Source organism: Pectobacterium sp. F1-1 (genome assembly GCF_025643735.1).
GTDB lineage: Bacteria > Pseudomonadota > Gammaproteobacteria > Enterobacterales > Enterobacteriaceae > Pectobacterium > Pectobacterium colocasium.
On sequence record NZ_CP104733.1, the window covers coordinates 1,105,857 to 1,118,406 of the forward strand.

Genomic DNA, 12,550 nt, shown 5'->3' on the forward strand with positions numbered 1-12,550 from the left:
GATTTGCCTCACTCTAATTCGGGTTAGAGCATTTTCTTTAGCTGATAAAGCCAGTCCAGCGCCTGACGTGGGGTGAGCGCATCAGGATCGATGGTTTCCAGCGCTTCCATTGCCGGAGACGGCTCATGATTGCTCAGCAGCGCTAACTGCGCACCATCGATATGGCTTGATGACGCATTATTCGATAACGTTTCCAGCTCCTTCAGTTTCTGGCGTGCGCGTTTAATCACTTCTTTCGGTACGCCAGCCAGTGCGGCGACGGCAAGGCCATAACTTTTGCTGGCTGCGCCATCTTGTACGCTGTGCATAAAGGCAATGGTATCGCCGTGTTCGCGCGCATCTAAATGCACATTCACAACGCCTTCCATTTTTTCCGGCAGGGTAGTTAGTTCAAAGTAGTGCGTTGCAAACAGCGTCATCGCTTTGATGCGGTTCGCCAGATTCTCGGCGCAGGCCCATGCCAGCGACAGGCCGTCATAGGTTGAGGTTCCGCGACCGATTTCGTCCATCAATACCAGGCTGTTTTCCGTGGCGTTGTGCAGAATATTTGCCGTTTCTGTCATTTCCACCATGAAGGTGGAACGACCAGAAGCCAGATCGTCTGCGGCACCCACGCGGGTGAAAATACGGTCGACGGGGCCAATGACCGCCTGATCCGCAGGCACAAAGCAGCCGATGTGCGCCATCAGCACAATCAGTGCGGCCTGACGCATATAAGTACTTTTACCGCCCATATTGGGGCCGGTGATAATCAGCATACGACGCTGTGGTGCCAGCGACAACGGGTTCGAAATAAACGGTTCACGAAGCACCTGCTCGACGACAGGGTGACGACCGCCCGTAATTTTGATGCCGGGTTTATCACTCAGCGTCGGGCAGACGTAATTGAGCGTATCGGCGCGTTCGGCCAGATTCGTCAGGACATCCAGTTCGGCCAACGCGGCTGCACTTTGCTGAAGTTCGGCCAGATGAGGCAACAGCAGATCGAAAAGCTCATCGTAAAGTGCTTTTTCCAGCGCCAGCGCTTTGCCCTTCGAGGTCAGAACCTTGTCCTCGTACTCTTTTAGCTCGGGAATGATATAGCGTTCGGCATTTTTCAGCGTCTGGCGGCGCACATAGTGAATCGGCACCAGATGGCTTTGACCACGGCTGACCTGAATGTAATAGCCATGTACGCCGTTGAAACCGACTTTCAGCGTATCAAGCCCCAGCTTTTCGCGTTCACGAATTTCCAGACGGTCCAGATAGTCGCTGGCACCGTCAGCCAGCGCACGCCACTCGTCCAGTTCCGCGTTGTAGCCTGGCGCGATGACGCCACCGTCACGAACCAGCACGGGCGGAGCTTCGACAACTGCGCGTTCCAGCAAGTCTCGTAATTCATCAAATTGCCCAATCAGGCTGACTAAACGGCGAACGGAGTCAATATCAAGCGGTGCAAGCTGCTCACGAATATCGGGAAATTGCTGGAAGGCGTGGCGCATACGTGCCAGATCGCGCGGGCGTGCCGTGCGCAATGCGAGTCGCGCCAGAATACGTTCCAGATCGCCGACCTGTCGCAGAGAGGGTTGCAGATCGGGCGTGATGTCCTGCAACGCGCTGATAGCCTGCTGGCGCTGCTTAAGCGCATCAATATCGCGACTGGGCATATGAATCCAGCGCTTCAGCATCCGGCTGCCCATCGCTGTTACGGTGCAGTCCAAGACGGCAGCCAGCGTATTTTCCACGCCACCGGACAGGTTTTGCGTCAGTTCAAGGTTACGGCGGGTGGCCGCATCCATGATGATACCGTCCTGCTGGCGCTCCATGGTAATCCCACGGATATGCGGCAGTGAGGTGCGCTGAGTGTCTTTCGCGTATTGCAGCAGACATCCGGCGGCGCGCAGCGCGAGCTTCGCCTGTTCTACACCAAAACCCGTCAAATCGCGGGTGCCAAATTGCAGGTTCAACTGCTGACGTGCGGTATCCGGTTCAAACTCCCACAGCGGACGACGGCGTAGTCCATGACGGTTTTCGATCAAATCCATGGATTCGAAGGATTCAGGGTAGAGTAATTCCGCCGGGTTGGTGCGCTGTAATTCGGCCGCCATGGTTTCTCGATCGGCAGGCTCGCTCACGCGAAAGCGTCCAGAGCTGATATCCAGAGTGGCATAACCGAATCCCCGACTATCCTGCCAGATAGCGGCCAGCAGGTTGTCCTGCTTTTCCTGCAATAGTGCTTCGTCGCTGATGGTTCCCGGCGTGACGATACGTACTACTTTGCGTTCTACCGGGCCTTTGCTGGTGGCCGGGTCGCCAATTTGTTCGCAGATCGCAACGGATTCGCCCATTTGCACCAGTCTGGCAAGGTAGTTTTCAACGGCATGGTGGGGAACGCCAGCCATCGGTATCGGTTCCCCTGCGGAAGCGCCGCGCTTCGTCAGAGAAATATCCAGCAGTTGAGAAGCCCGCTTGGCATCGTCATAGAACAGCTCGTAAAAATCGCCCATGCGGTAAAACAGCAGGATTTCCGGATGTTCAGCCTTTAACCTAAAGTACTGCTGCATCATGGGGGTGTGGGCAGTGAAATCCTTGTCGGTAGAATCTTTCATATTGATTTTACTCAGTCTTAACGCTTTTGTTCGTTCAGGTGATGGTGCAGGGTTTGATGGTCAACCGTGCTGATGGCGTGTCACCTGAGCCTTGAAATGGAATGCCAGAAGTATACTGGCTGACAGATGAAAAACATCACCCGTGAATGCGCTATCTTACCACTGGTGGCCGTTATTTGGCGTCAGACGACGTTACCAGACTGAATCAGGGATGCGTATCCGATTTGCTCGAACGCGCGAGGCGGCTCGCAAGTTTGCCATGAAGAGGTATCAGGTCAATAATAATTAATTCATGAAAATCAATGCTGCTGAGCTTAGCATTAGAGCGTTTCTGCTAAATCAATGAGCCTATTTGACGGTATTAAATCCCGCCAAATAGATTATCTTTTTAACGTTATGGTACAGCCAACACCGCACAATTACATAAGTCATCACTTTCAAAGTTGGTGATATCACCCGCCTGCATACCAGGAACAGGGAAGACTCGAACAGTAAGCGGTTTATTTAAGCGAAAAGCCATCGTCCCTGTGTCTCTCATTAGGGCTGACAGTTTATCAATAGAGACATCACCGGGAACAGGAACGGTATCCAGCCCAATTCCACAAACAGCGCTGTAAGTCAGCAACGAGCGAATATCAAAATTTGATTTTACAGATCCATCAGCTAAACCTTGATCTTCAGTTAATGCAAGCATTAACCCAGAAAACCCCACCAACTCAGTCTCTTTTACTGATTTAAATACCTTAGTTAATAATCCTGATACTTCGACAGTGCCTGATGCTCCAAAGTATTCGACCCCCATTTGTTCATAGACTTCGGCCATACTGGCACAATTTTTAGAGGGTGCAGCCGAACTATCGAAGCCTGAAAACGTAAAGGGAAAATCCATTTTTGCATGGTTAATAATATGTTGAATTGCTGATATATGATACTGAAGGGCTGTGCTCAGGACGGTGTAATAATTACTGAACAGTTGATTATGGTTTTTTGTACCTTTCTGTTTATTGAAGTTTTTTAATGTATTAACCAGCAGATCGGGGGTTTCAAGACCAATAACAAAGCAATCCCCTAATTCTTTTTGATGATATCCGGCCGGAAAATAAGGTATTAGTGGTTTACAATTGAAGTTGACTGTAAAGTTAAAATTTCCCTCGCCTCGTGGGGTTATTACACTAATTTTTTTCACACATGATGCGGCAGTCTTAATAAGCTCATTGTCGACAATACCACAATCATCTAAAGGGATATTTACACAGGCATTGCACAAATCGCCAAACTCATTAATGAGATCAGGCAGCATCTCAATTTCTCTTGTGGTTTTTGCTTCACCAATAGCAAATCTTACCCTTATTCCTGACTGATTATTGTGAGCCAGTAATTTGCTAATATAGTGTAAATCAGCTCGGGCATTCTCTATACTGTTTAGGTCGAGATATTCCCCAAATGGATTGGTAACAATGCGAATGGACTGTACCGTGTAGTGGTGACGTTGAAACTCTGCCGTTAAATCTGATAAAAATTTTGAGGCTTTATTAATTTCTGTCTGCCAACTCTCTTTATCGTGACTTAATGATAGAAATGCTGTCACAGTCCGTATTTTACAAAGTGCTTTCTCTTTATAACCCACTGGATTCTCCCTGGAAACTATTGCCATACATTGGGGGGTTCTGTCATATCATCCTACCCGGCAGAGCAAAACAAATACAATGGCATTTGGTGTGCATGGCGACACGTCTTGCTTTTCATACGCATTAATATGTATGTGGGATCTTATCCATGATCTTGAAAATAGCGTGTTGTTGATTTTGATAGGGATGCCGAGGCCTTAGACAAAACATGAGGTCATCCCCACGTTGGATACTCACCACTACGTTATCAAACATAAGGTCAGTTCTTTGCAATGTAGCAGATGACTGGGATAAGGACGCGTATTCGATTTTTCCACTAGTGCTTAAGTGCGCGAGGCGGCTCGCAAGCTTGCCTGTTAAATAAGTGATGCCTCGCGCTGATTCCTTATTCTGTGCGCGACTCAATGTCCTGAACGTTCTGCCAGCTAGGCAGATTTTTCAGACGTTGTGAGTAGCGCTGAATATTCGGGAATCGTTCTCCGGGAACGAGTCGTTCTACGACGGTATTAATCACGAAGCCCAGCATAATATCCGCACCACTCAGCTTATCACCCACGATAAATTCTCTTGCAGACAGCATGTTGTCTAAAAATGAAAAGACTTTCTCGAATTCGTTGTCGGCGTAGCTCTCAAGGAAATTTAGCGTGGTGCCGGTATTCTTTTCAAATTCGCCAAAGATCTTTAATAACACTGGCAGCATGGCGGAGCTTTCCGCGAAGTGTATCCACTGAAGATAGTCAATGTATTCGGCCTCACTTACATCTGGAGCCAGGTGTTTAGCATGGCGATTGATCAGGTATTCAACGATAGCGCCAGATTCCGCGATGATCTTGCCCTCTTCTTCAATCAACGGCGATTTACCCAAAGGATGTATCGCTTTTAATGAGGCCGGTGCTAAGTGCGTTTTTTCATCCCGCTGATATCTGACGAGTTCATAAGGTATTCCTGCTTCCTCAAGCAGCCAGAGGATACGAACAGACCGTGAATCATTAAGATGGTGCAATGTTAATCCCATATTATTTTTCCTTAAATTCTGATGAAGAGTGCGAGTCGCCATGATGTGGTTTCCTCCGCCTGTGTGGGTTCCATGTCATACCAGCAGAGTAGCGGTTCCGGTGGTTTGCGGCTAACAAGGCTATTTTTGAGGGGATATAAATATTTTTATGAGGTAATGATGACCATGAGTGATGGCCAAAAACATGGCCAGCGATCGCCGCACCACGTGCATCGACTGGCTCGAGACGGTGTCGGTATGGATCTTTGCCTGAGAGGATGCGCAGAATGCGACAGTCACCAATGTCTTAAAATCAGAATTATTTGAGATATCGATACATGCTGGGGGAAGGTTGTGTGCTATGTTGAGTTTCTCGTGATAATGACGCGTCGCTCCTATGAAAAAAAGCCTGCTAGCCTATTTTCAAACGCTCTATTTTAAGAAAAATTTTTTCTTATTGTCCGCCAGCCTGCTTTTTATTCTGGCATCGCTTTTTGCATTGGTGCTTACGGTTTATTCAACGTTCACGCTCAGACAGTTTGAAAGTGAAGTCGATAATTTTTCTAACGTCACGGTTGAACATGCCGAAAAAATAATGTTGCAGGCGACGTCCGCACTCGATGTTTTAGAAACATATATTCCACCTTATTGTGATAATCTGCATCTGGGTTTACTGCGTAAGATCGCTTACGACAATGATTATATTCAGGACGTGGTTTATATTGATGGGAATCGGCCTCGCTGTTCTTCGATGCTGAACGAAATTCGTACCATGTTTCTTCCCGTGCCCGATTTCCGCTATGAAAATCGCTATGATATCTGGTACAAAATTGAAAGTCCGCTGAACAAAATAAGACGATGATTTATGTTGGCGCAACGCGTCATCTTGTGGTGTTGAATCCACGTTCATTTCTGGATGTCCCTTCCTACAGTTACAATATCCAATATGCATTGCTGGAGAAAAACAAGCGGGATGGGCGGGTTATCCTGTCAGATTTGATGAGTAGCGATGTGTATTCTCGCTTGATTGCGGGGGGAAATAACCCCGATAGATTTTATATTGGCGATAAATACTACGTTCAGAAACCGCTGTCCAATAGCGATCTCGCTCTGGTCGTGAGTGCGGATCGCGCTACAAGTTTCTCATTCTACCTAAAGATTTTTCTCTTCGTGTTGCCCGTTTTTCTACTGCTTTCCCTGATTCTATCTACACTCATCTCTAAAAAATCACTGGCCATTCAGAGTCCGCGCTATGTTTTCAATCAGGCGCTGAAGCAAAAAGAATTTGAATTGTATTATCAGCCGATTATTAAACTGGATACCGCTCAGATCGTGGGATGTGAAGCGCTGATACGCTGGCGTCATGCGGACGGGCGCCTGATTACGCCTGACTCCTTTATTCCCATGATTCGTCAGGTTGGGCTAATGAAGGAGCTAACGTTTTTCGTCATTAATGAGGCGCTACAAACGGCCAGCATACTGAAGAAACGTTACCCTGCGATGTTTGTCTCCATCAATCTTGAAGCGGCGGAGTTTGAAGACATATCCGTTTTCAATTATCTCGTCGAACATATTGCGGCGCACGATCTCGAGGGTGCCAATGTTAATGTCGAATTAACCGAATCCTCCATGATCGAACCGCAGAAAGCGGCACCGATGGTGGAGCTGTATCAACAACAAGGCATTGATGTCGCCATTGATGATTTTGGGACCGGGTATTCCGGGCTGTCGTATCTTGAGCGGGTAAAAGCCAATAAGCTTAAAATCGACAAGTCCTTTGTTGGGAATATTAATGATCACTCGCCGACCGATATTGTGCTGTCCCATATTGTCAGCATGGCGCACTGTCTTAATCTGCATATTGTTGCCGAGGGGATTGAGACCCCGGTTCAGGAAGCCTATCTGAAAAGCCTGGGCGTCGCTTATGCGCAGGGCTGGCTGTATTCCAAAGCGCTAACGCAAGAAGCCTTGATGGCGTTTCTGGCGGCAAGGGGCGAAACGGTGTCAGATGGGCAGTAAAGTCACGATAAACGCTGCTTCACTATCAAAAATATGCATAAAAGGGTAAAATATCGAAAATATTGCAGTTACCTAATGATATTTATTACTTTTTTATTGTGAATTTTTCAGGAGTTTATCATGCAACAGTTACCTCATTGTCCGAAATGCAGTTCTGAATATACCTGGCAAGAAGGTGAAATGTTCAACTGCCCGGAATGCGGAAATGAGTGGTCCGCAACAGATGACGCGGCGGCGCAGGATGAGGGGGTAGTGGTCAGAGATGCTAACGGCAATCTGCTGGCGGATGGCGATACGGTAACGGTCATTAAAGACCTGAAAGTAAAAGGCAGCTCCACCCCGCTGAAAATCGGCACCCGCGTGAAGGGTATTCGTCTGGTTGAAGGCGATCACAATATTGATTGTAAAATCGATGGTTTCGGCCCGATGAAGCTGAAATCCGAGTTTGTGAAGAAAAACTGATTCGTGTGTGATGGCGTGCGCCGGTCTGTCATCTGGTCGGCGCGCGGCACTTTTTCACCTCCGGCTGGTTTTTTCACATCAGACAATCCTTTACCATAGCGGGTATTGATTTCTTACCTGGCTATACGGATATCTGATGCGTCATTTGGTTCGTTTTCTCCCTCTGCTTGTTTTGCTCTCGGCCTGTAGCAGTCAGCCGGCTCCTCCCCCCGCAGAAGCGCCTTCAGGTAACCCTTTTAAAGGCGGTTTCCTGCTTGAACCGGCACACAATGTCCATCCGTTAGGCGGTGATTTTGCGACTAACCCCGCTACAGCGCGGTTTGTCGATAAAATGGTGCTGGAACACGGCTTTAATCGCCAGCAGTTGCATGATGTGCTGGTGCAGGCGAAGAGCCTGGACTGGGTCATTCGCCTGATGGATAAACAAGCCCCGACATCGCGTCCGCCTTCAGGGCCGAACGGTGCCTGGAACCGCTACCGCAACCAGTTTATTACGCCAGACAACGTGCAGAATGGTGTGGCGTTTTGGAATCAATATCAGGATGCATTACAGCGCGCCCAGAATATTTATGGCGTCCCGCCTGAGATCATCGTCGGCATTATTGGCGTTGAAACCCGCTGGGGCAGAGTGATGGGGAAAACACGTATCATCGATGCATTGGCAACGCTGGCGTTTGATTACCCGCGACGTGCCGATTACTTTGCGGGCGAGCTGGAAACCTTCCTGCTGATGGCGCGTAAAGAAGGCAACGACCCGCTCAGTCTGCGCGGCTCTTACGCGGGGGCGATGGGCTATGGGCAGTTTATGCCTTCCTCCTTCAAGAACTACGCGGTGGATTTCGACGGCAACGGGCATACTAACCTGTGGGATCCGGTGGACGCGATTGGCAGCGTAGCCAACTATTTCAAAGCGCACGGGTGGGTGAAGGGTGCCCCTGTGGCGGTGCAGGCAAACGGTCAGGCACCGCTGCTGGCGAATGGTTTTAATACCCGTTACTCGCTCACCGAACTACAGGCCGCGGGATTAACGCCACAGCATTCGCTGGCGGGATACAGTGAAGCCAGCCTGCTACGGTTGGATATCGGTACGGGCTATCAATATTGGTACGGATTACCGAATTTCTACACCATCACGCGCTACAACCACAGCACGCACTACGCGATGGCCGTGTGGCAACTGGGTGAAGCCGTAGGCCGCGCTCGCCAGAATCAGAGCTACTAAGCTCAGACCGTTGACAAACCTATTTGCCGAATGAAAACGGGAGTAACGGAATAGAAGAGTAAAGCGTTTGCGCCAAGGATGGCGCAATCCGAGCGTACAGGGATGTATTCACAGCGTCTTTACGATCTATCCGTTATTCCCGCTCTCGGACTTTGTCAGCAATCTCTGCTACTAAGATTTTCCCTTTACAGGCTGTCTCTTCGTCATATTTCCAATGCAGACGCAGAGACAGTTTCGTGCGCCATAACGCTGCTATTCATATGCTATACCGTATACGCGCCCGACGCAGGGCGCTCAGTCGCCGCCGCCCTGCGAACCCAGGCTTCTGGCATAAATTATGCCGCTGCGCGGTGCCATCGGCGTTCGTGACCGCTAACCGAGCCGCCAGTGACGCGTTCCCTACGCGGCACTGGCTTTCGCGACGTCCTGTCGCTCACTCGGCGGTCACGCCCACCGCCGCATAATTTTTTACGCCAGATAACGACAACCCCATGAGCAATCGCCGCATCGCATGCGATGCGAAATCTCACTCTTCCTAATGCTCCCTTTGCCTCAAATTTTCCCTGAATCACCCTCAATACAATCCGCATCGACAGCTTTGCTGCATCATTGGACTATTCCTGCATAGGGGGTTCCTATGGCGTTGCAAACCGAGGCGATGAATGACGACGATGATGGTGGTGTTCCTGCTGGCTGGGATGGTGAAAGGCGTGATTGGTCTGGGGTTACCGACAATCGCGATGGGGCTGTTAACGCTGGTGATGCCCGCCGCCAGCGCGGCAGGGTTACTGATAGTCCCTTCGCTGGTGACCAACATCTGGCAGCTCGCCTGTGGCCCCGCTTTTCTCAGCCTGATTAAACGGTTTTGGACGCTGTTTGCCGGGATTATCATTGGGACACTCTGGAATGGCCTGCCGACGCTAACCTCTTCATCGTCATGTACGAGTGCGGCGCTCGGCGGCATTTTGGTGGTTTACGGCCTATGGGGAATGATAGCGACGACGTTGCCGCAGCCCGGTCGTCATGAAATCTGGCTGTCGCCTCTGGTGGGCTACATCACTGGGGCTATCACGGCGGCAACGGGCGTCTTCGTGATTCCCGCTGTGCCTTACCTGCAATGCCTGCGGCTCAATAAAAACGATCTGGTACAGGCGCTGGGGCTGGCGTTTACCGTCTCCACGCTGGGGCTGGCGTTACAACTGATGCAGGGGATCGGGCTACAGGGTATCGATCTCTGGCAGTCGATGCTGGCGCTGATTCCCGCGCTACTGGGCATGATGATGGGGCAACGCCTGCGCCACGCGATCAGCGAGCAGGTTTTCCGGCGCTGTTTCTTCATCGGGCTGATGGCGCTGGGTGGATACATGGCCATGCGTGGGCTGCTTTAAGCGGCGTTCTCTGTCGTAATAAACGTGACGAAGTCCTGAACATAGCCGGGCAGCGCGGAAAACTGGCGGGCGCAGACAACCAGATTACGTGTCGCCCAGTCGTCTGACAGTGGGACTGTGCGGATAGCTAGCCGCTCCATCATACGCTGTGTGGCATGGCGTGGAAGAATGCCAATGCCGATACCGCTGTGAATCACCTGCGTAACGGCATCAAAGCTGGCAAGACGCACGCGGTAATTCAGGCGTTTCCCCAGCCTTCTGGCGTGCTCGTCGATGTGCTCCTGTAACGCCGCGCCTTCGCTAAGCCCGATAAATTCGGCGTCGGCAATATCGGAAAAGGTAAGCTGCGAGGCGTCAGACCAGATACTGGCGCGGGGTACCACAGCCACCAGTTCATCCTGACGGAACCGGCGGGTTTCCAGTCCATCGAGCGGCACGGAGTCGGCCACAATGCCGAGATCGGCGGTTTGATTGCGGATAGCGTTGACGATATCGCGGCTGAGTTTTTCATTCACCGATACGGATATCTGTGGGCAGACCACCAGATAGTGACCCAGCAGAGCGGGTAAATATTCATTCAGTGCCGCAGAGTTGCACAACAGCGGAATATGGCCGCGCAACCCCTTGCTGTATTGATGTAATTCGCTGCGCATGTGATCGACCTGACGCAGGATGATGTGGGCATGGTGCGCAAGAGAAAATCCTGCGTCGGTGAGTGAGACGCCCGCCTTTGAGCGCCATAACAGCGGTACGCCAAGTTCGTCTTCCATGCCGCGGATGCGTTCGCTGGCGGCCTGTACGGTCAGGCTGGACGCCGCCGCGCCGCCGGTAATACTGCCTGCTTTCTGAATATTGAGAAACAGCCGGAGATCGGTTAAATCGAATCGCATAGCGGGAGTCTGTCTCGGAGGAGCCGATACCCACTATTATGGTCGTGAGTCAGGGCGAGGGCAATCGCCCAGCCCGCGACTTACTGAAATTCCACTCTATTTCTTCCCTTTTCCTTGGCCTGATAGAGTGCGGCATCCGCTGCGCCATAGAGTGCATCGAAACTGGTTTTCTGTGGTGCCCAACTGACACCGAAGCTGGCGGTAACGCGCTGTTGCGGCAGTACGCTGAGCGGTATTCTGTTGAGATCCTGATGAAGGCGGCTGGCGAGCGAGACGGCCTGCATGAGCGTATGTCCTTCCAGCAGAATGGTGAACTCCTCACCGCCGACGCGACCAATGCTGCTTGTGGTATTCAGCACGTGTTGCACGCGTGATACCAGATCGCAGATCACGGCAGGGAAGTCAATGCGCAGTTCTTCACCAAATTCTTCCGCAATGTCGTCGTCTTTGTCGTAATACCAATACAGGGCAATCGATAGCGACTGTTCAGCAGCCTGGTTAAGCAGGTTGAATAAACTGAACAGCATCTTGGTGCTGGAGCTGTTGAAATAAATCAGGGAGACGTGAATTTCGATGTTCGGCAGCGCCTTGTCCGGCGGCATCGTTTCCGCGTAGGTCGTCAGCGTGTGCAGATACGCCTGAATCTCCGTAAGCAGCGGGCGGTAAAACGCCGCAGCATTCTCAGGATAAGACTCGCCGGAAAGATAAAGACGGTGTGTGTCAAAGTGAAAATCAACAGTTGGGGTACAGGATGTCCCCGAAATATGGAGGTTGCTTATGGTCGTTATATTTTTCATGTCAAATGATTGCCTTCAGATAAAACGTAGATAGCCCCGTTGATGCGTCGGCCCGAAACGTAAACTGGAGTGGCTCACTGGCATCACGCGCGACGGTCAACAGCCCCATATCCGCGCCTTTGCTTGATGACGGGGTTTCATCGCGCAGAGAGGCCTTATAGGCGAGGCGGATTTCATCAAGTGTCATACCGCGCAGCGGTTCAAGACGTCCCCGCAGCGTCTCGACATCGTCGGGGTGTACCGGGTTGGCGCACAGCAGGAAGTATTTCCCATTTTCGTAACCCAGACAGACGGAACCATGACGGACCTCGACGGGCTGATCGAGCGCCGTTAGCGGGGCGGCGGAATAGCGAGTAATGTTCTGCACCATTTCGACGAAGGTAGAGAACAGTCTGCGACGGATACCGGCAGGAAGCTGTTTTTTCTCCAGCTGTAGCCGCATGGTTTCAGCCAGTGAACTGATGATGTTTTGTGAAAAATAGCCCACGTAATACAGCGTGATGTCATGCTGGTGCGAGGGCGTGAAAAATTCAGTGTATTTGATGTTTGGCATCATTCTGCC

10 protein-coding genes and 1 pseudogene are annotated in these 12,550 nt (G+C 50.8%); 5 read left to right on the forward strand and 6 right to left on the reverse strand.

Annotated features, from left to right (window positions below):
• Positions 1-23: 23 nt before the first annotated feature.
• From mutS to NAL19_RS04855, 3 genes are all read right to left on the reverse strand, one after another.
• Positions 24-2,588: a DNA mismatch repair protein MutS gene (gene mutS, locus NAL19_RS04845; RefSeq protein WP_263058912.1), complete on the reverse strand. Its 2,565-nt coding sequence runs from the start codon at positions 2,586-2,588 to the stop codon at positions 24-26.
• A gap of 394 nt (positions 2,589-2,982) precedes the next feature.
• Positions 2,983-4,215 carry a DUF711 family protein gene (locus tag NAL19_RS04850; protein WP_225087163.1) on the reverse strand — a complete coding sequence of 411 codons (1,233 nt, stop codon included), beginning with the start codon at positions 4,213-4,215 and terminating at the stop codon, positions 2,983-2,985.
• 386 nt (positions 4,216-4,601) lie between these two features.
• Positions 4,602-5,231 (reverse strand): glutathione S-transferase family protein, encoded by a 630-nt coding sequence (locus NAL19_RS04855; protein WP_263058913.1) that lies wholly within the window; start codon positions 5,229-5,231, stop codon positions 4,602-4,604.
• A gap of 574 nt (positions 5,232-5,805) precedes the next feature.
• Between NAL19_RS04855 and NAL19_RS21775 the strand changes: the two are divergent.
• From NAL19_RS21775 to NAL19_RS04880, 5 genes and pseudogenes are all read left to right on the forward strand, one after another.
• Positions 5,806-6,308, forward strand: a pseudogene (locus tag NAL19_RS21775) (CSS-motif domain-containing protein); the annotation flags it as partial.
• 72 nt (positions 6,309-6,380) lie between these two features.
• Positions 6,381-7,229, forward strand: coding sequence for an EAL domain-containing protein (locus NAL19_RS04865; protein ID WP_263059663.1), 849 nt, complete (start codon positions 6,381-6,383; stop codon positions 7,227-7,229).
• Positions 7,230-7,349: 120 nt separating this feature from the next.
• Positions 7,350-7,691: a zinc ribbon domain-containing protein YjdM gene (locus NAL19_RS04870; protein ID WP_225087166.1), complete on the forward strand. Its 342-nt coding sequence runs from the start codon at positions 7,350-7,352 to the stop codon at positions 7,689-7,691.
• A 136-nt stretch (positions 7,692-7,827) separates the two neighbouring features.
• Entirely contained in the window at positions 7,828-8,913 is a 1,086-nt protein-coding gene (gene mltB, locus NAL19_RS04875; protein WP_263058914.1) for a lytic murein transglycosylase B, read from the forward strand.
• Between the two features lie 662 nt (positions 8,914-9,575).
• Positions 9,576-10,301 (forward strand): sulfite exporter TauE/SafE family protein, encoded by a 726-nt coding sequence (locus NAL19_RS04880; RefSeq protein ID WP_263058915.1) that lies wholly within the window; start codon positions 9,576-9,578, stop codon positions 10,299-10,301.
• Here the strand turns inward: NAL19_RS04880 and NAL19_RS04885 are convergent.
• The 3 genes from NAL19_RS04885 to NAL19_RS04895 all read right to left on the reverse strand — a co-directional run bounded on the left by NAL19_RS04885 (position 10,298) and on the right by NAL19_RS04895 (position 12,544).
• Entirely contained in the window at positions 10,298-11,191 is an 894-nt protein-coding gene (locus tag NAL19_RS04885; RefSeq protein ID WP_263058916.1) for a LysR family transcriptional regulator, read from the reverse strand. The genes NAL19_RS04880 and NAL19_RS04885 overlap by 4 nt on opposite strands.
• Positions 11,192-11,271: 80 nt before the next feature.
• Complete coding sequence (locus tag NAL19_RS04890) at positions 11,272-11,988, reverse strand: SiaC family regulatory phosphoprotein (RefSeq protein WP_263058917.1); 717 nt, start codon at positions 11,986-11,988, stop codon at positions 11,272-11,274.
• Position 11,989: 1 nt separating this feature from the next.
• Positions 11,990-12,544 (reverse strand): SiaB family protein kinase, encoded by a 555-nt coding sequence (locus NAL19_RS04895; protein WP_225087171.1) that lies wholly within the window; start codon positions 12,542-12,544, stop codon positions 11,990-11,992.
• Positions 12,545-12,550: the final 6 nt, after the last annotated feature.

Bases quoted from the DNA above. Each gene is read 5' to 3' on its own strand.
- mutS (WP_263058912.1), bottom strand. From the start codon at position 2,588: ATGAAAGATTCTACCGACAAGGATTTCACTGCCCACACCCCCATGATG.
- NAL19_RS04855 (WP_263058913.1), bottom strand. From the start codon at position 5,231: ATGGGATTAACATTGCACCATCTTAATGATTCACGGTCTGTTCGTATC.
- NAL19_RS04870 (WP_225087166.1), top strand. From the start codon at position 7,350: ATGCAACAGTTACCTCATTGTCCGAAATGCAGTTCTGAATATACCTGG.
- mltB (WP_263058914.1), top strand. From the start codon at position 7,828: ATGCGTCATTTGGTTCGTTTTCTCCCTCTGCTTGTTTTGCTCTCGGCC.
- NAL19_RS04880 (WP_263058915.1), top strand. From the start codon at position 9,576: ATGACGACGATGATGGTGGTGTTCCTGCTGGCTGGGATGGTGAAAGGC.
- NAL19_RS04885 (WP_263058916.1), bottom strand. From the start codon at position 11,191: ATGCGATTCGATTTAACCGATCTCCGGCTGTTTCTCAATATTCAGAAA.
- NAL19_RS04890 (WP_263058917.1), bottom strand. From the start codon at position 11,988: ATGAAAAATATAACGACCATAAGCAACCTCCATATTTCGGGGACATCC.
- NAL19_RS04895 (WP_225087171.1), bottom strand. From the start codon at position 12,544: ATGATGCCAAACATCAAATACACTGAATTTTTCACGCCCTCGCACCAG.